This window comes from Roseobacter sp. HKCCD5988 (assembly GCF_037830355.1).
Classification (GTDB): domain Bacteria; phylum Pseudomonadota; class Alphaproteobacteria; order Rhodobacterales; family Rhodobacteraceae; genus M30B80.
Genome location: NZ_JBBLYJ010000002.1, coordinates 399,106 through 419,612, shown reverse-complemented (window position 1 = coordinate 419,612; position 20,507 = coordinate 399,106). Strand labels below are relative to the sequence as shown.

Sequence of the window (20,507 nt, the reverse complement as noted above, 5' to 3'; positions counted from 1 at the left end):
TTGGCCCCCGCCTTAAGCCTAAGCAGTTGCTTCGACCTGCGCCTGAAAGCGTTCAAAGAATTGATCAGCCATTTTAGTGGCAAAGCTATCAATCAAGCGCGAGCCAAGTTGCGCGATTTTACCGCCAACTTTGGCCTCAACCTCATATGTCAGTTCGGTGCCACCGCGCTCGGCATCGGATAAGGCCACTTTCGCGCCCCCTTTGGCAAAGCCCGCGACACCGCCTTTGCCTTCGCCCGTGATTGTGTAGCTTTCAAGCGGAACGATATCGGACAGCGTGACCTCGCCCTTAAAGGTTGCTGAAACAGGCCCAACCTTCTGTTTGACTGTAGCGGCGAAGCCTTCCTCAGGGCTGCCTGTCAATTCCTCGCATCCTGGGATGCAGGCCTTGAGCACCTCGGCGGAATTCAGCGCCGCCCAAACGGTTGCGCGGTCTGCGTTTAAAATACGAGAGGCTGCTAATTCCATGGATGTCATCTCCGTCACTATGTTGCGAAAACCCTATATCCTAGGGTAGTCAGCCGTCAATTCAGCATGGTCTAAGTTTCGAGGCGATAGGGCAGTGTGCCGCGTTCATGCGGATCAACGCGCAGTTTTCCTTCGAGAGGCGGCACAGAGCGTTGGTGACAATTTTGCCGTTCGCAAATGCGGCAAGAAATTCCGATGGGCTGATAGGCCCCATCATCATCCAAGGGCATGCCATCGGCATAGATCAATTCCTTGGCATGTTTAACCTCGCAGCCCAAAGAGATCGCAAAGCGGCGCAGCGGTGCGCCCCATGCCCCACCTGATTTCGAAACATCCCGCGCCAAAATAAAATAGCGCACCCCGTCAGGCGTTTCGGCCAATTGACGCAAGAATTGGGTCGGTGTTTCAAAAGCCTGATGGACATTCCACAAGGGGCAAGCCCCGCCAAAGCGCGCGAATTGAAAGCGTGTCGCAGAATGGCGCTTGGTAATCGTGCCTGCTTGATCGACACGGGTAAAGAAAAACGGCACCCCTTTGGCCCCTGGTCTTTGTAGGGTGGCCAGACGATGGGCAACTTGTTCAATTGAAGCGCCAAACTGGATCGACAGGCGTTCTAGATCATGGCGTGTGGTGCGCGCGGCCTCGGCAAAACGGGTATAGGGCATTAACACAGCGCCCGCGAAGTAATTGGCCATGCCGACTTGGGCAATGGCGCGCGCTGTCTCCGATTGGAACCGCGCGAAATCAAGCGTTGCGTCCAACAACTGCGCCTGCCCCAAAAGCGCGTATTGATGCAGCAATTGAAAGCGCTGTGTTTCGGGCGCGGCGCGTGGCGACAGCGTCAAAACGCGCGTTTCGGTGTCATAACGGCGCAATCCCTGATCTGTCGCGCGCCGAATTGTGACGCCTTGCGCGGCCAACATGGTCTCGGTATGCGCGGCCAAGTCCCCTTGCGCTTTCGCGGCAAAACGTTCGGCGGCATGATCCACGGCATCAATGTAATTGTCGCAATAATGGAAGAAATCCCGCACCTCCTCCCAAGGTGAGGGGGCAGCGCCGCTGCCATCGCGGCCCAATGCCTCATCCAAGGAGGCGAGGCGCTCTTGCGCCTGACGATAGGCGCGATGCAGGGACAGGAAACTGCGGGCAAGCGCGGGCGCGTTCGAGGCGGCCAGCCTCAGATCGGTCAGCGCGGGTTGGCCATCCGTGAAAACAGGGTCTGCCAAGGCCTCGCGCATATCAGAGATCAGGCGTTCCGCATCGCCCGAGGTCAGTTCAGTCACATCAAAACCAAATTCTTGCGCCAAGGCCAAAACAACCACAGTCGAAAGCGGGCGGTTGTTGTTTTCCATTTGGTTCAGATAGGGCAAGGAAATGCCAAGCTTGGCCGCGAAGTCCTTCTGCGTCAGCTCAAGCCTTTGACGTAATTCGCGCAATTTCGCACCAACATAGAGCTTGCGTGTGTCTTGGCCATTTGCGCGCATGGATCTGCCCCTTGGTTGGCTTTGCAAACCCTATTTTGCCAATTTGCAAGATTGCGCGCAAGCCTCACGCGCGGGCACGGATCCCTTGATAGGCGAGGACGGCGATCCCGCCAACGGCGGCAAGGCTTAGCGATGGATCACTTTGCCATTGCGACACAATCACGCCAACCAAGGCCCAGATCACGGCAATCGGATAGGTGATGACCCTGAGCCGCGTGGTCAAGGCGGAGGCGGTTGCGAGCGCCCCCAAAAGACCTGCCCAACCTGCGATCTCGCGGGGCACTATGTCAAAACCCGTCAAGGTTGTTGCAAGCGCCACAAACCCCGCAGCCGAAAGCCATCCCGCGTATAGGCCCAAAGGCGCCCGCGCCCATGCGGTTGGGCTTATTGGTGCGCGCAAACAGGCCAGAACGGCGGTGATCAGCATGACGAAAATCAGGATCGTGGCCCAAATCGGACTGCGCAGCGCAACCTCAATCCAGATTGCGCCAATGCCTGCGCTGACGATTAGGGGCCAGCGCATAGCATCCCAGTTTGTAGTGTTGGCATGGCGCCACAACCCATAGCCCGCGCTTGCAATCAGCCATAGGTAAATGACTCCCCAAATCGCGAAAGCATAGCCCGCAGGTTGCACAGGGGGGGTGCTGACATCATAGGGCAGGGTTGCGGGATCAAATCCTGTGAAAGGCGCGGTTAAAAGCGGCGCGCCTGCAAAGGCCAAAACCAAGACCAGCGTGACCGCGGCACGAAATGTTGTGGGGTTTAAACCAGAGTTAGCCAAGCGTGCCATCCGCCAAAAGCCGTGTTTTGCCGCCCAAATAGCGGTGCAGCGCCGCGGGCAGGGTGACGGAGCCATCTGCCTCTTGCCCATTTTCAAGCACTGCGATCAAACAGCGCCCAACCGCAAGGCCAGAGCCGTTGAGGGTATGCACAAATTCAGGCTTGCCGCCGCCTGATGGGCGGAAGCGCGCATTCATGCGGCGTGCTTGGAAATCTCCGCAGCTTGAGACTGAGGAAATCTCGCGATAGCAATCCTGACCCGGAAGCCATGCTTCAATGTCAAAGGTGCGCACCGCACCAAAGCCCATATCGCCCGTGCAGAGCGTGACGGTGCGATAGGGAATATTGAGCGCCTCTAAAATGCCCTCAGCACAGCGCAACATCCGCTTTTGTTCATCATCCGAGTGATCGGGATGCGTGATCGAAACCATTTCAACTTTTTCGAACTGGTGCTGACGCAGCATCCCCGCCGTATCGCGCCCTGCGCTGCCTGCCTCAGACCGAAAGCACAGAGAATGCGCGGTATAGCGCATTGGCAATGCGGCCTCCTCCACAATTTCGCCCGAGACGATATTGGTCAGCGTCACTTCGGAGGTTGGGATCATCCACCAACCATTGGTGGTTTCATAACTGTCTTCGCCGAATTTCGGCAATTGGCCCGTGCCGAACATTGTTTCAGGGCGCACAAGGACAGGGCCGTTCATTTCAGTCAGGCCGTTTTGATCGACATGGGTGTCGAGCATGAATTGCGCCAAGGCGCGGTGGATCCGCGCCACAGCACCCCCAAGCATCACAAAGCGCGAGCCTGACAGTTTTGCGGCTGTCTCAAAATCCATGCTTGGCGCAACAGCGGCCAATTCAAAATGCTCTACAGGTTTGGAATCAAAGCTGCGCGGGGTGCCCCATTTGTGCAATTCCACATTGTCATTCTCATCCGCCCCATCTGGCACATCAGCGGCGGGCGCGTTAGGGATCGTGGCCAGCATATCGCGCAAAGCCGCATCACGGGTCTTGGCCTCGTCCTCAAGGCGGGCAATTTCGTCTTTCTTTTCTGCAACAAGGGCGCGCAGGCGCTCGAATTCAGCCTCATCACCGCGGGCTTTGGCCGCCCCCACATCTTTTGATGCGGCATTGCGTTCGGCCTGCGCCGCCTCGCATGCCGTGATGCAGGCGCGCCGTGCCTCGTCCAACGCCAGAATTTCCGCAGATAGTGGGGCGAGACTGCGGCGCGCAAGGTTTGCGTCAAATTGTGCAGGGTTTTCACGAATGGCGCGGATGTCATGCATTGGATTTGCCTTTATCTCAGAACGGGGCGCAGGTTCCCTTTTGGGCGGTATGCAATATTGCGCGGCGCGGGGAAAGGGGGTGTTACAATTCTTGGCGCCCCAGGGGCTGACAGCACTGCATCTTATACCCATATAGGGCGCGATGGCAGGATTGCCGCAGGGCGCAGTTGCAGTATTGGCCTGCCTTGCGCTTCGGGCGGGGGGAAAGTAACGTGCCGCCAAATTGAGGGGCCTTGGATCATTATACACCCAAGGCCGCCAACCATCTGCCCGATCTTGGGTGAATTTGATCAAGCCTCCGCCGCTGCGGGCGCGAATATAAGGATAGACCGACCATGGAAGCATTTGCACAATTCGTGCCGCTGATTTTGATCTTCGCGATCATGTATCTGCTTTTGATCCGTCCCCAGCAGAAAAAAGCCAAAGAGCATCAGGCGATGGTTGCCGCCCTGCGCCGTGGCGATCAGGTTGTGACCGCAGGCGGTATCATGGGCAAGGTAAGCAAAGTGAAGGATGAGCGCGAGGTCGAGCTTGAGATTGCAGCGGGTGTAAATGTCCGCGTTGTGCGCAACACCATCACGCAGGTTGTTTCAAAAACAGAACCCGCCAAAGAATAATTTTCGACTGACCAAGCCCTGCCATTTGGCGGGGCTTTGTGTGAGAAAAGGCTAAGATATGCTCGATATCCCGCTATGGAAACGCATCCTGATTTGGGGGGTGGTTCTGGTTGCACTGGCTTTGGCCGTTCCAAATTTGGCCTATGATCGGGTCGAGCGTCACAATGATGCTCTTGCTGCCCTCGAAGGTGGCGCGCCCTCTACGCCTGAACTCGAAGCGGATTTGGCGCTTTGGCCGTCTGTTCTGCCCTCAAGCCTTGTTAATCTTGGGCTTGATTTGCGCGGTGGCGCGCATCTTTTGGCTGAGGTGCGGGTTGAGGATGTCTATACCGCACGCATGGACGCGCTGTGGCCCGAGTTGCGCGATGCCTTGCGCGATGCCCGCGATGAGGTCGGCCCCATTCGCCGCACCGATGCCCCCGCAGGCGAATTGCGGGTGCAATTGGGTGAGGCTTCGGGCATGGCCCGCGCGGTGGAATTGGCCCGCGGTTTGGGCGGCCCTGTTGTCAGCCTAACAGGTGTAGGATCAGCCAGCCTTGAGGCGCGCGGCGAGGGCGATGTGCTGATCGTCTCGCTCTCTGAGGCGGAGAAGATCGCAACCGATGATCGCACTATGCAGCAATCTGTGGAAATTGTGCGCCGCCGTGTGGATGAGGCAGGCACCCGCGAGCCGACAATCCAACGCCAAGGCGAAAATCGGATTTTGATCCAAGTCCCTGGTGTCGGCTCTGCACAAGAGTTGAAAGACCTGATTGGCACCACGGCACGCCTGACCTTTCACCCTGTCATCACCCGCACCAGCGACCCTGAGGCCCGTGTGGACGCGCGGCAACTGCTGCTGCCCTCCATGGATGAAGAGGGCGCGTATTATATTCTAGAAGAAACCCCTGTGGTGACGGGCGATGATCTTGTTGACAGCCAACCCGGTTTTGACGCGCAAAATGGCCAACCCAATGTCAGCTTCCGCTTTAACCCGCATGGCGCGCGCCTCTTTGGGGAATATACATCCGCTAATGTCGGTGCGCCTTTTGCCATTGTTCTGGACAATGAGGTTATTTCAGCGCCCACAATCCGTCAGGCGATCACGGGCGGCTCTGGTCAGATTACAGGAAGTTTTACGGTCGAAAGTTCGACCCAATTGGCGGTTCTTCTGCGCGCAGGGGCCTTGCCTGCTGAGATGACCTTCCTTGAGGAACGCACCATTGGCCCTGAATTGGGGGCTGATAGTATCGCAGCGGGTCGGATTGCCGCGATTGTGGCCTTTGTGGCGGTGCTGCTGTTCATGCAGGCGAGCTACGGCCTTTTCGGCCTTTTCGCCAATATCGCGCTGCTGATGAACGTGGCGATGATCTTTGGTATCCTAAGCCTTGTGGGTGCTACCCTGACATTGCCGGGGATTGCGGGGATCGTCCTGACGATTGGTATGGCGGTTGATGCCAATGTGTTGGTCTTTGAACGGATCCGTGAAGAATTGAAAACTGCACGCGGCCCCGCCCGCGCGATTGAACTAGGCTATGATCGTGCGATGTCGGCGATTGTGGATGCCAATATCACAACCTTCATAATCGCGGTGATCCTGTTCACCCTTGGCTCTGGCCCTGTCAAAGGCTTTGCCGTCACTTTGGCCATTGGGATCATCACATCTGTTTTCACTGCGCTTTATGTGACGCGGGTCATGGTCGTGACATGGTTCGAACGCGCCCGCCCCAAAAAGATCGAGGTCTGATATGAAACGTCTGAGACTGGTTCCAGAAGTCACCAATATCGACTTCTTCCGTCATGCCCGTATCACCTTTGGGGCCTCTGTGGTGGCGGTGTTTCTGTCCATTGGGATTTGGTCCGCGCTTGGTCTGAATTTTGGGATTGATTTTTTGGGTGGCACGACCATCCGCGCCGAAAGCTCGACCCCTGTCGATGTTGGGGCCTATCGTGAAGCCCTCAGCCCGCTGGGCCTTGGCGATATCGCGATTTCCGAAGTGTTCGATCCAAGCTTTGGCGAAAACCGACATGTGGCCATGATCCGAATTCAGGCACAGGCGGGTGAAGAGTCTGTTACGCCCGAGATGATCGCGGCGGTTGAAGCCGCGTTGCAAACCATCGCCGCTGATATGACATTCCCATCGGTGGAATCCGTTGGCCCCAAAGTCTCGGGTGAATTGATCACCACAGCCCTCATTGCGGTGGGCGCGTCCCTTGCGGCGATTTTGATTTATATTTGGCTGCGATTTGAGTGGCAATTTTCGGTGGGTGCAATTGCGGCGCTGGTGCATGACGTTCTGCTGACCATTGGCCTCTTTTCCCTTCTCCAAATCCGTTTCGATCTGGCGACCATTGCCGCGATTCTGACGATAATCGGTTATTCGATCAACGATACTGTGGTGATTTTTGACCGCCTGCGCGAGAATTTGATCAAATACAAAAAACGCGATTTGCAGGATGTGATGAACCTATCGGCCAATGAAACACTCAGCCGCACCTTGATGACATCTGGCACCACCCTTTTGGCGCTTTTGGCGCTGCTTGTTTTGGGGGGGGATGTGATCCGCAGCTTCGTCTTTGCGATTTTCTGGGGTGTCATCGTTGGCACCTATTCCTCGATCTATGTTGCAAAGAACGTGGTGTTGATGATTGGCGTAAAGCGCGATTGGTCAAAACCAGACCAGAAGGCAGGCACGACCTTCGCGGAAAAAACCTAATCCGAAGGGGGGCGTATGTCCGATGGAACTTAACGAGGTGCGCTATAATGGCGGCATGCCGATTGATGGATATGGCGCAGGCTTTTTCCGCATTGACGAGGCGGTCTATCACGGCGCTCAGCTGATCTTGCCCAATGGGCGGCAGGATTGGGGCGGCTATGATGATCACGCGCCCCTGCTTGCAGCGGCGGGTTTAATTGATGTTTTGCTGATTGGCACAGGGGCGGAAATTGCGCATATCCCCGCCAAACTACGCGCGGCACTTGAAGGCGCGGGATTGGGTGTGGAGGTGATGGGCAGCCCCTCAGCCGCGCGCAGCTATAATGTGCTCCTTGGCGAGGGGCGGCGCATCGGTGCGGCCCTACTCCCTGTTTAGGCAACCTCCCGAAACACGGCGTTCAATGCGCTGTTCAGCTTGTCGCACATTTCGTCCATTTGCCCATTGGTCAGATTGAACGGCGGACATAGAACCACGGACTGTCCCAAGGGGCGGCAAATTAGGCCGTGATCCGTGCAGGTGTTGGCGATGCGCTCACTGACCGATAAATCAGAGGCAAAGGGGGTTTTTGTGGCGCGATCCTGCACCGCCTCAAGCGCCCACATATAGCCGATCCCGCGCAACTCGCCGATATTTGGGTGCTTCGCGATCTCGCGAAGACCTGCCTCCATGCGGGGTGCGCCGATCTTTACCATATCGGCCAATCCCTCGTTCAGAACCACATCGATTGCCTTAAACGCAACGGCGCAGCCCACAGGATGGCCTGAGGCGGTGAAGCCGTGCGGAAATTCCTCGACCGGGTCGATGGTGGATTGCAGTCGCGCGGATAATTCTGGCCCTAAAATCACGGCGCCCATCGGGAAATAGCCTGCGGTCAGCACCTTGGAGGAGATAATAGCATCAGGCACAAACTGATAAGTGTCGCATCCCCATATGTTGCCCGTGCGACCAAAGCCGCAGATCACCTCATCTGCGATGAGAGGGATGTTGTGCTTGCGCAAGATCTGTTGCACGATCTGGAAATAGCCTGCTGAGGGGGGTATCACGCCGCCTGCACCCATGACGGGTTCTGCGAAAAACCCTGCGATTGTGTCGGCACCTTCCCGCGTGATGACCTCCTCCAATTCTGCGCCAAGGCGGGCGCTGAATTCTGCCTCGGTTTCATCTGCGCGCCCTTCACGCCAGTAATGCGGACAAGTCAGGTGGATGAACCCCTCCATCGGAAGACCAAAGAGGCTGTTGTAAGGTTTGCCTGTCATCGAGGCTGAAACCGCGGTAACGCCATGATAGGCATTTTTGCGGGTCAGAATCTTGCGCCCCTGTGGCCGCCCCTCGGCCTGTGTCATGAACCATAGCATCTTGACCATGGTGTCATTCGCCTCAGACCCAGAATTGGTGTAAAACACCTTGCCGCTGTCAAAGGGGGATACCTCAATCAGACGTTCAGAGAGAGCAACAGTCTGATCTGACATCCGCCCGAAAAAGGCGTGATAGCCAGGAAAGCGGTCATATTGCGCCTTGGCGGCCTCGGCCAAACCTTTGTGATCAAACCCCGCCACCATATTCCAAAGGCCAGAGTTCGCGTCCAAATAGCGTTTGCCGTTTGTGTCGAACACATAAGGCCCCTCGCCATGGGTTAAAACGACAGTGCCACGATCCCGAACGGATGGCAGATCGGTAAAGCCATAAAGACTATATTCTTCAGCGCGGGCTTCCCATGAATTGAGCGGGCTATGATCATGCGCGGGCATCTGGTCACTCCTTCAAGCGTGTCTGTGCAGAGGCTAGCGCCGCATCTGCGCTGCTGCAATTGGGCAAACGCGCCAAAGCCATAATAAAAAGCCCGCGCAAAATTGTGCGCGGGCCTGTCTTGCTATTGGATCAGGGGTGCTGTGTTACGTGCCGTAGGCGGCCTCCTCTGACCCCATCACATCTTCAGCCGCCATCACCAGCGCGTTAATGATAAAGTCAAGCTCGCTGCGTGTCAGGCGGGCAGGCAGGCGCACATCGCAGGCGCGCATCAACATCGCGCGGGTCTTTGGCAGATCAGGCTTCTCACCGGGAATGAATTGCCAGTTCCAAAACGCACGGGCATTGTCGGTCGATAGGCCAAAGACCTGCACCTTCACGCCGCGTGCTGCTGCTGCATCTTGAAAGGCGACCGCATCTTCATCGCGCGCAAAATCCACCAGATTAAACTGGATAGAATCTGGTGCGCGTGTTTCTGGCGCCAAGGCAGGGGGCACATTCAGCCAAGGTGATTTGTTCAACTCACCCGCGACATAGTCGTGATTGGCAAGGCCATCGCGCACACGGCGCGCCAATTCAGGCAATTGCGGACGGATCACTGCGGCAGACAGGTTTTGCAGGCGCATGTTGTAAAGCGGCAATTGGTTTTGCCAACGTGCAAAGGCCTCAGCCAATTCTTGGTCATTTTGACCATTCGGGCCTTTGTGCTTTTTCCAATTATGTTCATAGGCCCCTGACATGATCACAGCGCGGGCAATCAGGTCGGGATCATTCGAGATTAAAATCCCGCCTTCGCCCGCGTTGATCATTTTATAAGACTGGAAAGAGAAACACCCAACTTTGCCAATGGTGCCAATTTTTTCGCCATGCCATAGCGTGCCAAGCGAATGGGCCGCGTCCTCAATCACGGGGATATTGCGCGCGTCACACAGCGCCTTGATGGCATCCATATCAGATGTATGGCCGCGCATATGGCTGATCAAAACCGCATCAATATTTTGGTCGATCTTGGCTGTGAAATCGTCCAAGTCAATGCGGTAGTTTTCGCCCACTTCGACCAATACAGGCTGCATCCGTGCATGCACGATGGACGAGGGGACAGCGGCAAAGGTGAAGGCAGGAATAATCACCCGCGCGCCCTGCTTCAGGCCAAGCGCCTCGAGCGATAAAAACAGCGCGGCGGAACAAGAGGACACCGCTAGCGCGTATTTCACGCCCATCAAATCTGCAAATTCGCGCTCAAGCAGCGCAACAGGCGCATCGGCGGGGGCGGTGTAGCGGAACAGGTCGCCAGAGTGCAGAAGGCGGTCGATCTCGGCACGCGCGGCTTCGGGGATCGGTTCTGCGACATAAACATTTGGCGCAACGGTCATGATTTCACCTTTTTGAAAAAGTCCCTTTCAAAAATCTTTACATAAAACGCGGTTCAAAATCTAGCGAAGCTTTTGTGACACTGGGGCGGTCAGGGCAATTCGCCATGCGTCTGTGGCATCAGTGACGCAACGCTAAATTCCCAATCGGTCGCGCAAAGCGAACCATGTCATTGCAAGGGCAAGGATTGGCGCGCGCAATGCGCTGCCACCTGGAAAGCGGGGCGTGGGAAGAGTTGCGACTGTCTCAAGCCCGCGCCCATCCCCCAAAATAGCCTCGGCCATAACGCGCCCCGCCATGCCTGACAGCGCAACACCCTGTCCCGAAAACCCGCCAGCGGCGATGATATTGGGCGCGATGCGCTTGACCATCGGCAAACGGGTAGGGGTGATGCCAAGCGCGCCGCCCCAAACATAGTCGATCTTCACCCCCTCAAGCTGAGGGAATAGGCGATGCATCCGTGCGACAAGCGCGGTGGAGATATCATCGGGAAAGCCAATCGAATAGCTTTCCCGTCCGCCGAATAGAAACCGCCGATCTGCGCTGAAGCGATAGTAATTCACAACAAATTTGCTATCCGCCACGGCAATATCTTGGCTCAGCACCTCTTGCCATTTTTGGGGCAGGGCTTCGGTCGCAGCGATGAAACTGTTAATGGGCATCACGGCCGCATTCACTTGCGGCAGAATATTGGGCAGATATCCATTTCCTGCGACAATCACGTGATCTGCTATGACGCTGCCCTTGGTGGTTTTCAGGGTTGCCTTTGCCCCGCGGACAATTTCTGTCACCTCGCTGCAGTCGTGGATGACCGCCCCTTCGGCCTCGGCCGCGCGGGCAAGGGCTTGGGCATAAGCCAAGGGGTGCAGATGTCCGCCGCTTGGGTCAAGCGTGCCACCGCGATAAAGCGGGGATTTGACCAATTCTGCAAATTGGGAACGATCCATCACATGGATTTCATGACCATAGGTGCGGGCCATATAATCTGCCTCGCGGGCCAATTCATCCCGCTCGGCCATGCGATAGGCGCCATGCGCGATGCCTGAGCGATATTCTGCTTCGGGCGCGTGGGTCTCGCAAAAATCGCGCAGGTTTTTCTTCGCCGCTTCGCTAAGGGCCCACAAGGCGCGGGCCGCATCGGCCCCAAGCCGCGCCTCAAGCCAATCTTGCCCTTTGTTAAAGCCAGAATGCACCTGCCCGCCATTGCGTCCCGATGCCCCAAACCCCACGCGATGCGCGTCTAGAACCACAACCCGCACGCCACGGCGAGCAAGGGTTAGGGCCGCCCAAAGACCTGTGAACCCTGCGCCCAAGATGGCCACATCAGCGCGGATCGTATCCGCCAATGCGGGCCGATCAGGCGCGGGAGGCACTGAGGCCGCATACCAAGAGGGGGCATGATGTCCCGAAATGTCGTTGCGATAGAGCGGGTTCATACGTTCAACAAAAGATGCTCGCGTTCCCAAGGGCTGATGACTTGCAGGAATTCTTTATATTCGAGGTCTTTGACTGTCTTGTAGACGCTACAAAATTCAGGCCCGAGGATTTCGGTCATTGCCGCGTTTTCCACGAATAAATCCAAAGCATCGCCAAGACCGCGGGGAATATTGTCATCGCCTTGATAGGCATCGCCCTTGAATTCTGCGCTTGGCATTTTGCTCTCTTGCAGCCCGATCAAACCGCAGGCCAGAGAGGCGGCAATCCCAAGATAGGGGTTGCAATCCATGCCTGGCAGGCGGTTTTCGACACGGCGGCTTGCAGGGTCGGACACGGGCACACGCAGGCCTGTCGTGCGATTATCGCGGCCCCATTCAAGGTTAATGGGGGCCGCGAAATCAGGGACATAGCGGCGATAGCTGTTTACATATGGGGCTAGTAGGGCAATCGCAGCAGGCAGGTTGTTCTGCAGCCCTGCGATGAAATGTAGAAATTCGGGCGTTTCATCACCTGACAGGGTCGAGAACATATTTTGCCCTGTGGCCATATCCACCACTGAATGATGGATATGCATCGCTGAACCGGGCTCACCCTCAATCGGTTTCGCCATAAAGGTGGCATAGCAGTTGTGGCGCAACGCGGCCTCGCGGATCATGCGCTTGAAATAGAAAATCTCATCTGCCAATCGCACAGGGTCGCCATGGCGGAGGTTCAACTCAATTTGGCCTGCGCCGCCCTCTTGCAAAATACCATCAATCTCAAGGCCCATGGCTTCGGCAAAGTCGTAGATATCGTCAATCACGGGGCCATATTCATCGACCGCAGACATGGAATAGGCCTGTCGGGCGGCAGCCCGCCGCCCTGAGCGGCCCATAGGTGGCTCGATCTCGCGGGCGGGGTCGGTGTTTGGGGCCACGAGGTAAAATTCCATCTCAGGCGCCACAATCGGCGCGAGCCCTTTGGCGTTATACATTTCGACCACGCGGCGCAGCACATTGCGCGGGGCAAAAGGCACCATCTGACCCTGTTGGTCATGAATGTTATGGATCACCTGTAGCGTCCAATCGGCTGTCCATGGCGCAGGCAGGGCAGTATCCCAATCAGGGGTCAACACCATATCAGGTTCAGTGAACCCATCGGGCGAGGCATCCGCCCAATCCCCCGTGATCGTTTGGAAGAAGATAGAATTTGGCAGGTAAAACTGGGTTTGGCTTGCAAATTTCTGGCCGGGCATGGCCTTACCACGCGCAACACCTGCAAGGTCGGAGACGATACATTCCACCTCGTCCAAGCGGCGATTTTCTAGAAAACTGCGCGCAACCTCAGGAAGCTTGTCAAGAAAACTGTCATAAACGCTGCTCATGCAGGCACCTTGGCGCTTTTGAATAGGCTGGCCATCTGTTCAGCCAAAATCCCGTTATCGGTAGGGGCTGACAGCTCGGCCTTGGCGCGCTGCAAGAGGGGGGCGGGCACAATCCCTTGACCCCGATGTACAATCAACCCCGCAATCACATCAGCCCCGAATTCTGGATGGGCCTGCACAGTAAAGGTATGCCCCCCGTAAGACAGCATCGCATGGGCGCAAAATTCATTCGAGGCAAGGGTTTCCGCGCCGTCACAGGGGGTAATGACCTGATCCTGATGCCATGCGTTCAAATGCAATTTGCGGCCATCTTTGAGGTGGTATTTTTGCCGTCCGACACACCAGCCGCCTGAAAATTTTTCAACCCGCCCGCCAAGGGCCTGCGCGATGATTTGGTGCCCAAAACATACCCCAACCAAAGGAATGCGTGCGGCGTGGATGTCGCGGATCAATGCCTCGAGCGGCGGGATAAACGGATGATCCTCGTAGACCCCATGACGTGAGCCAGTAATGAGCCACCCATCGGCATCAAATATGCCTGCGGGAAACTCCATATCGACCACGTTATAGACGCGGAATTCGAAATCTTGCCCGTCTAAAAGCTGGGCAAAAAGCCGCGCGTAATCGGTAAAATCAGGTTTCAATTCGTCAGGCATATGGCCTGTTTGTAAAATGCCAATGATCATGGGTGGCCTGTAAAAAAAGGATATCCAAAGGCTACGCCGCCGCGCATCCTTCGGCAAGGGGGCAGTTTAGACAGTGTCGAGGTAGAGTTGCATCTGCTCTTCGGGTGAAAGCTCGGCCATGTAATGCATCTCTTGACGCTTGGTGGCGAGGTAGTTTGCAACCAACTCCCGTGGAAAGATTTGCGCGGTCATCTGGCAGTCTTCAAAGGCCGCGATGGCCTCACCCCATGTGGTGGGCAAATGCGGGCTCGCCGCATCATAGGCGTTGCCATGGGTGGGCGCGGGGGGTGTGAGTTTGCCCTTAATCCCCGTGAGTGCCGCACCAAGGATACTGGACACCAAGAGATAGGGGTTCACATCGCCCCCTGCGACCCGATGTTCGATCCGCCGCGCGGCAGGCGCGCCAGAGGGAACCCGCAGCGCGGTTGTGCGGTTCTCATAACCCCACGCCAAAGCGGTCGGCGCATGGGCGCCTGGCACAAATCGATCATAGCTGCTGGCATGGGGGGCGCAGATCAGCATAGACCCCGCCATCCCTTTCAAACACCCCGCAATGGCATGGTGCAGCGCCTCTGATCCTTCGGCGCTGCCATTGTCGAAAATATTGCGCCCCTGCTGATCAAGAACCGAGAAATGCATATGCATTCCGTTGCCCGCGTAATCTTCGTAGGGTTTCGCCATAAACGAGGCGGCAAAGCCGTATTTGCGCGCAACGCCTTTGACCAAAAGCTTGAACAGCCACGCGTCATCCGCCGCCTTCAAAGCATCGGATTGGTGCATCATATTGATTTCGAACTGTCCGGGGCCTGCTTCGGAAATCAATGTGTCGGCGGGTATATCCATCGCCTCGCAGGCATCATAAATTTCGGTAAAGAACTGATCAAAGGCATCAAGCTGCCTGAGGGCCAGAATTTCGGCTTGATTGCGTCTTTTGCCTGAGCGGGGCGATGGCGGCACGCGCAAGTCGGGACCGCGATCATCAATGATGTAAAATTCCAACTCAGTGGCCACAACAGGGGTCAGGCCAAGCGCCTTATACCGATCTAGAACCCGCGCCAGCGCGTGGCGCGGATCACCCGCAAAGGGGCGGCCATCTTCGTGGAACATCCAAAGCGGCAACAGCGCGGTTGGATTGCTCAGCCATGGCATTGGCACAAAGCCCCGCTCGGTCGGCAGAAGCAGACCATCGGGATCACCGCTTTCAAAGACAAGCGGGCTGTCATCGATATCTTCGCCCCAAATATCAAGGTTCATGACGGAGAAGGGAAAGCGTGTTCCATTTTCCCATGCTTTTTGCGCATAGCGCCGCGCAATCCGTTTTCCGCGCGGCTGACCATTGAGATCAGAGGCCGCAACACGGATCGTTTTGATCTCAGGATTATCGTTGAGATAGCTGCTCATGCGGCCAGTCTAGCGCGGCATTTTTGAAATGGCAGCGAAATTCGCGCAGGCTTGCGCGTAATTTCCGCGCCTGCCTAAAGTTTGGCCACACGTTGGCGCGCAAGGGCGCTGTCGCGGTCGTTGATCCCCAACATGGGCCCCACCATACGCAATAGCGCGTCCTCATCCGCGCTGCGGTGCCCATCGGCTAAGGCAATCGCCCAAAGGGCCTCAATCACCACAATCCGATCTTCATAGGCGACCGACTCCTTGATTGCGCGTGTAAAGCGCACCGTGTCTGGGGCTTCTGCTTCAACCGCCTCGGCCTCATGGATCAGGGCATCAACGCCTGACGGGTCAAGGCGGTAGCGCGCCGCTAAGGTTTCCGCGATTTTTGCGCGTTCCGCTTGGGCATAATCGCCGTCACTGCGCGCAAGACGCACGAGTAAGGCGCAAAGCGCCAGCCGCGCATCGCTGTCAGTGATGGGTTCTGGTTTGGGCGCGCCAAGGCGGCGAAGGAGATCTGCAAACATAGGCCCCAATATAAGCTGTTTTTGCGATAAGAGAACCCGCCTAATGCGCCTTGGCTTTTACAAACACCGCTGCAATCTCGGCCAATGCGGCCTCCATGCCGAAAGGCGGGTTGAGAATAAACAGGCCCGAGCCAATCATCCCATGCCCTTCGCGGGCGGGGGGGAAGGTTTGGCGGTGGAGCATCGCATCAGGAAAGGTTTGGCGTAACTCTGTTTCCATCGGCTGATGGGCTGTGTTTGCGAGGATCGGATACCACAAGATTATAATCCCAACATTCCATTTGCGCGCCAACTGACCCATGATTTTTGGGATGCGGGCATAGTCGGTCTTCACCTCATAAGAGGGATCAATCAACATCAGGCCACGCCGTGGATCAGGTGGGCAAATGGATTGCGCCATCTCGAACCCGTCTTGGCGATAGAGCTGCGCCCCGCCCGCTTGGATCATTGCCGCCTGCAGGGCCTCATGTTCCTGAGGATGCAATTCCGCGAGATGTAAATTATCCATAGGCCGCAATAATTCAGCCGCCAAAAGGGGGGAACCCGCATAGGCCTGTGGGCCGTATTTTGCGGCAATTTTTTTCTGTAGGGTCGCATAAGGATGATCTGCTTCAAAACCTGCGCGCAAGCGGGCGATGCCTGCCTCTGCCTCGCCCGTTTTTACGGCTTCGGGGGCGGCAAGATCATAAAGCCCCCGCCCCGCATGGGTTTCAAGATAACTCAGCGGTTTGTCTTTGCGCGTCAGGTAATCCAATACCCATGCGAGGGCCGCGTGCTTATGCACATCGGCCAAATTGCCCGCATGATAGATATGTTGATAAGACAGCATCGCGGGCCTGTCAGGCAGGCTTAGACAAGCCTGCTGACATCCTTGGCCGCCCGCACAAAGTCACGGAACAGCGGGTGCGGTGCGAAGGGTTTCGATTTCAATTCTGGATGGAACTGAACCCCGATATACCACGGGTGGTCTTTGATCTCGACAATCTCGGGCAGTTTCCCATCGGGCGAAAGGCCCGAGAAGAGCAGACCGCATTTTTCAAGTTTATCACGATATTTGATATCGACTTCATAGCGGTGGCGATGACGTTCCTCGATGGCGGTTGTGCCATAGGCCTCGGCTACGCGGCTGCCTTCTGCGAGAACCGCATCATAGGCACCCAAACGCATCGTGCCGCCTTTGTCATCATCTGATTTGCGGGTGACTTTATAATTGCCCTGCACCCATTCTTTGAGGTGATACACAATCGGCTCGAACCGCTTTTGACCCGCTTCGTGATCAAATTCCTCCGACCCTGCTTTGACCATGCCCGCCAGATTGCGCGCAGCCTCGATCACCGCCATTTGCATACCCAAGCAGATGCCCAAATAGGGGATCTTGCGGGTTCGGGCGAATTCTGCAGCCTTGATCTTGCCCTCTGTTCCGCGCTCGCCAAACCCACCAGGGACAAGGATCGCATGGAAGCCCTCAAGATGTGGCGCAGGATCTTCGCGGTCGAAAATCTCGGCATCAATCCATTCGGCGCGCACTTTGACGCGATTGGCCATGCCGCCATGGGTCAGCGCCTCGGCGATAGATTTATAGGCATCTTCCAACTGCGTGTATTTGCCAACAATCGCCACGCGCACTTCGCCTTCGGGATTGTGGATACGATCTGATACATCTTCCCAACGGCTGAGATCTGGTTTCGGGGCGGGGGCGATTTGGAAAGCATCCAACACCGCCTGATCCAACCCTTCGCGGTGATAGGCCAAAGGTGCATCATAAATCGTGCTGAGGTCTTGTGCGGCAATCACGCTATCGGGGCGCACATTGCAAAATAGCGCAAGCTTCTCCCGCTCTTTGCGCGGGATCGGCCCCTCAGAACGGCATACCAAAATATCGGGGGCAAGCCCGATAGAGCGCAGCTCCTTTACGCTGTGTTGGGTGGGCTTCGTTTTCAACTCACCCGATGCTTTGATATAGGGCAGCAGGGTCAGGTGCATAAAGATACACTGGCCACGCGGGCGCTCTTGGCCGAATTGACGGATCGCCTCAAAAAACGGCAGGCCCTCGATATCGCCGACCGTGCCGCCGATTTCGCACAGCATGAAATCCACTTCATCCTCGCCGATGGCGATGAAATCTTTGATCTCATTGGTGACGTGGGGAATCACTTGGATGGTTTTGCCTAGGTAATCACCACGGCGCTCTTTCTCCAAAACGTTGGAATAGATACGGCCTGATGAGACGCTGTCTGTCGCGCGGGCAGAGACGCCTGTGAAGCGCTCGTAATGGCCCAAATCCAGATCGGTTTCCGCACCATCATCGGTCACGAAAACTTCGCCATGCTCAAAGGGCGACATCGTCCCAGGATCAACGTTGAGATAGGGGTCAAGCTTGCGCAAACGCACGGTGTAGCCACGTGCCTGTAGCAATGCACCAAGCGCGGCTGACGCGAGGCCCTTGCCAAGCGAAGAGACCACACCACCCGTGATAAAAATGTATCGTGCCATATACCTGTATTCTCCCGCGCGGGCTATTTTGTCTGTTGGAAATAGACCGCGTTTGCCACCTGTATCACGGGATTTGACGGTATCAGGATTCGTGTCCTTAGGGCAAGCGGTCAGCGCTATATCATGTGGCTAAAAATAACAAAGACCCAATATTTATTGGGTCTTTGCGGTGAATTAATTTTAGATGCTGCGTTATTCCGCCCGTGGCGGCAGCGCAGGCGCATCCCCCAATGCTGGGGGCAGAAGGCTATCTGCTGCGGGCGCGCTGTCGCTTGTGCCATCGGTTGCGGCCCCGTCAGCGGAGGCTGATGTGCCAATGCGGTCTAGCACAGATGTGGTGGCCGAGTTTTGCGCCGCCAAAATAGTCAATGTGACCGATGTAATTAGAAACGCAGTCGCAAAGGCCCATGTGAGTTTGCTGAGGGCTGTTGCCGCTTGACGGCCTGTCATAAGACCACCGCCTGCACCACCGCCGCCACCAAGGCCCATGCCGCCCCCTTCGGAGCGCTGCAAAAGCACCACGGCAATCAAGCAGATTGCAAGGATAAGATGGATGACGAGAACGATATTTTCCATGAGCGGCCTCAGGTGCGTGTCTGTGACAATCCGTCACTTTTCGCGGCTTACTTAGGGGATGCGACCCGCCGCCGCAAGCCAAGAGTTTCACAACTTTAAGGCGAATCCTTTGAATATTGCAACACATATGACAGTTCCATGACCCAAGGATGCGGGCCCGTCCCGCGTTCTGCTGCAGGCGGGCTATGCGTTTCGCGCTTTTCACCGAGGCTGCGTGTCGTTATAGACGCCATCGTTTGCAAGAGCCGGCCATTCTGGCCTGCGGATAAGGACGGATCGTAAAATGGCGAATGTTGTGGTTGTTGGCGCGCAATGGGGGGATGAAGGCAAGGGCAAGCTTGTCGACTGGCTCAGCGAGCGCGCAGATGTGATTTGCCGCTTTCAAGGCGGGCATAACGCAGGCCATACATTGGTTATTGACGGCAAGGTCTACAAACTCAACGCGCTGCCTTCGGGTGTGGTGCGCGGCGGCAAGCTGAGCGTTATTGGAAATGGCGTTGTTCTAGATCCTTGGCACCTCATCGAAGAGATCGGCAAGATCCGCCAAGATGGTGTGACCATCAGCCCTGAAACATTGATGATTGCGGAGAATACCCCGCTGATCCTGCCAATCCATGGTGAGTTGGATCGTGCCCGCGAAGATGCGGCTAGCGCTGGCACCAAAATCGGCACCACAGGCCGCGGGATCGGCCCTGCCTATGAAGATAAGGTTGGTCGCCGTTCGGTGCGGGTTGCGGATCTGGCGGATGAGGCCACCTTGATCGCCCGTGTTGATCGCGCACTGCAGCATCACGACCCGCTGCGCCGTGGCCTTGGCATCGCGCCTGTCGATCGCGATGCGCTGATCGAAAAGCTCAAGGCCATTGCGCCTGAGATTTTGCCCTATGCCGCACCTGTTTGGAAGGTTCTGAACGAACAGCGCCGCGCGGGTAAGCGTATTTTGTTCGAGGGCGCTCAAGGTGCGCTGCTGGATATTGATTTTGGCACCTATCCCTTTGTGACCTCCTCCAACGTCATTGCAGGGCAGGCTGCGACAGGTGTCGGTCTTGGGCCAGGTGCGGTTGATTATGTGCTGGGCATCGTAAAAGCCTACACAACCCGCGTGGGCGAGGGGCCGTTTCCAACGGAATTGGACGATGACGATGGCACCCGTCTGGGGACGCGTGGCCATGAATTTGGCACGGTCACAGGGCGCAAGCGGCGCTGCGGGTGGTTTGACGCCGCCCTTGTGCGCCAGACCTGTGCGACCTCTGGTGTGAACGGGATCGCGCTGACGAAGCTGGATGTTCTTGACGGGTTTGACACGCTCAAAATTTGCGTGGGATATGAATTAGACGGCACGCGGATTGATTACCTTCCAACCGCGTCTGAGGCGCAAAAACGCTGCACGCCAATCTATGAAGAGATGGAAGGGTGGCATGAGACGACCGAGGGCGCGCGCTCTTGGGCGGATTTGCCTGCCAACGCGATCAAATATGTGCGCCGTGTGGAGGAGTTGATCGACTGCCCCGTGGCGCTACTTTCCACCTCACCAGAGCGTGAAGACACAATCCTTGTGACTGACCCGTTCGCGGATTGATCTGATCACCG

The 20,507-nt window shown here is 56.6% G+C and carries 19 protein-coding genes; 5 read left to right on the top strand and 14 right to left on the bottom strand.

The window, feature by feature from the left end:
* Window positions 1-18: 18 nt before the first annotated feature.
* The 4 genes from AAC636_RS10130 to serS form a co-directional block, all read right to left on the bottom strand.
* Window positions 19-468, bottom strand: coding sequence for a CoxG family protein (locus tag AAC636_RS10130; RefSeq protein ID WP_340301415.1), 450 nt, complete (start codon window positions 466-468; stop codon window positions 19-21).
* 71 nt (window positions 469-539) lie between these two features.
* Entirely contained in the window at window positions 540-1,952 is a 1,413-nt protein-coding gene (locus AAC636_RS10125; RefSeq protein WP_340254509.1) for a helix-turn-helix domain-containing protein, read from the bottom strand.
* Window positions 1,953-2,016: 64 nt separating this feature from the next.
* Window positions 2,017-2,742, bottom strand: a complete 726-nt coding sequence (locus AAC636_RS10120) for a hypothetical protein (protein ID WP_340301414.1) — start codon at window positions 2,740-2,742, stop codon at window positions 2,017-2,019.
* Entirely contained in the window at window positions 2,726-4,018 is a 1,293-nt protein-coding gene (gene serS / locus AAC636_RS10115) for a serine--tRNA ligase (protein WP_340301413.1), read from the bottom strand. The genes AAC636_RS10120 and serS overlap by 17 nt, the downstream gene beginning before the upstream one ends.
* A 335-nt stretch (window positions 4,019-4,353) precedes the next feature.
* Here serS and yajC point away from each other — a divergent pair, with 335 nt between their 5' ends.
* Genes yajC through AAC636_RS10095 form a run of 4 tightly spaced genes read left to right on the top strand, consistent with a single transcriptional unit; the run spans window position 4,354 to window position 7,707 of the window.
* A complete protein-coding gene (gene yajC / locus AAC636_RS10110; protein WP_340254518.1) occupies window positions 4,354-4,635 on the top strand; it encodes a preprotein translocase subunit YajC in 282 nt (93 codons plus the stop codon).
* A 58-nt stretch (window positions 4,636-4,693) separates the two neighbouring features.
* On the top strand, window positions 4,694-6,361 hold the full coding sequence (secD, locus tag AAC636_RS10105) for a protein translocase subunit SecD (RefSeq protein ID WP_340301412.1): 1,668 nt from the start codon (window positions 4,694-4,696) through the stop codon (window positions 6,359-6,361).
* A 1-nt stretch (window position 6,362) separates the two neighbouring features.
* Window positions 6,363-7,331, top strand: coding sequence for a protein translocase subunit SecF (gene secF, locus AAC636_RS10100; RefSeq protein WP_340301411.1), 969 nt, complete (start codon window positions 6,363-6,365; stop codon window positions 7,329-7,331).
* Between the two features lie 22 nt (window positions 7,332-7,353).
* Window positions 7,354-7,707, top strand: a complete 354-nt coding sequence (locus AAC636_RS10095; RefSeq protein ID WP_340301410.1) for an Mth938-like domain-containing protein — start codon at window positions 7,354-7,356, stop codon at window positions 7,705-7,707.
* Here AAC636_RS10095 and AAC636_RS10090 read toward each other — a convergent pair.
* The 10 genes from AAC636_RS10090 to secG all read right to left on the bottom strand — a co-directional run bounded on the left by AAC636_RS10090 (window position 7,704) and on the right by secG (window position 18,917).
* Window positions 7,704-9,080: an aminotransferase gene (locus AAC636_RS10090; protein WP_340301409.1), complete on the bottom strand. Its 1,377-nt coding sequence runs from the start codon at window positions 9,078-9,080 to the stop codon at window positions 7,704-7,706. The genes AAC636_RS10095 and AAC636_RS10090 overlap by 4 nt on opposite strands.
* A gap of 144 nt (window positions 9,081-9,224) precedes the next feature.
* Window positions 9,225-10,451 (bottom strand): DegT/DnrJ/EryC1/StrS family aminotransferase, encoded by a 1,227-nt coding sequence (locus AAC636_RS10085; protein ID WP_340301408.1) that lies wholly within the window; start codon window positions 10,449-10,451, stop codon window positions 9,225-9,227.
* A 132-nt stretch (window positions 10,452-10,583) separates the two neighbouring features.
* On the bottom strand, window positions 10,584-11,885 hold the full coding sequence (locus tag AAC636_RS10080; protein ID WP_340301407.1) for an NAD(P)/FAD-dependent oxidoreductase: 1,302 nt from the start codon (window positions 11,883-11,885) through the stop codon (window positions 10,584-10,586).
* Window positions 11,882-13,249 carry a glutamine synthetase family protein gene (locus AAC636_RS10075; protein ID WP_340301406.1) on the bottom strand — a complete coding sequence of 456 codons (1,368 nt, stop codon included), beginning with the start codon at window positions 13,247-13,249 and terminating at the stop codon, window positions 11,882-11,884. The genes AAC636_RS10080 and AAC636_RS10075 overlap by 4 nt, the downstream gene beginning before the upstream one ends.
* Window positions 13,246-13,935, bottom strand: a complete 690-nt coding sequence (locus AAC636_RS10070; RefSeq protein ID WP_340301405.1) for a type 1 glutamine amidotransferase — start codon at window positions 13,933-13,935, stop codon at window positions 13,246-13,248. The genes AAC636_RS10075 and AAC636_RS10070 overlap by 4 nt, the downstream gene beginning before the upstream one ends.
* A gap of 66 nt (window positions 13,936-14,001) precedes the next feature.
* Window positions 14,002-15,336: a glutamine synthetase family protein gene (locus AAC636_RS10065; protein WP_340301404.1), complete on the bottom strand. Its 1,335-nt coding sequence runs from the start codon at window positions 15,334-15,336 to the stop codon at window positions 14,002-14,004.
* 74 nt (window positions 15,337-15,410) lie between these two features.
* On the bottom strand, window positions 15,411-15,848 hold the full coding sequence (locus tag AAC636_RS10060) for a tellurite resistance TerB family protein (protein WP_340301403.1): 438 nt from the start codon (window positions 15,846-15,848) through the stop codon (window positions 15,411-15,413).
* Between the two features lie 40 nt (window positions 15,849-15,888).
* The gene (rlmJ, locus tag AAC636_RS10055) at window positions 15,889-16,677 is read right to left on the bottom strand and encodes a 23S rRNA (adenine(2030)-N(6))-methyltransferase RlmJ (protein ID WP_340301402.1); all 789 of its coding nucleotides are present in this window, start codon (window positions 16,675-16,677) and stop codon (window positions 15,889-15,891) included.
* Window positions 16,678-16,697: 20 nt separating this feature from the next.
* Window positions 16,698-18,341 (bottom strand): CTP synthase, encoded by a 1,644-nt coding sequence (locus tag AAC636_RS10050; RefSeq protein WP_340301401.1) that lies wholly within the window; start codon window positions 18,339-18,341, stop codon window positions 16,698-16,700.
* Between the two features lie 192 nt (window positions 18,342-18,533).
* Window positions 18,534-18,917, bottom strand: a complete 384-nt coding sequence (gene secG / locus AAC636_RS10045; RefSeq protein WP_340301400.1) for a preprotein translocase subunit SecG — start codon at window positions 18,915-18,917, stop codon at window positions 18,534-18,536.
* Between the two features lie 283 nt (window positions 18,918-19,200).
* Here secG and AAC636_RS10040 point away from each other — a divergent pair, with 283 nt between their 5' ends.
* Entirely contained in the window at window positions 19,201-20,496 is a 1,296-nt protein-coding gene (locus tag AAC636_RS10040) for an adenylosuccinate synthase (protein ID WP_340301399.1), read from the top strand.
* Window positions 20,497-20,507 lie beyond the last annotated feature (11 nt).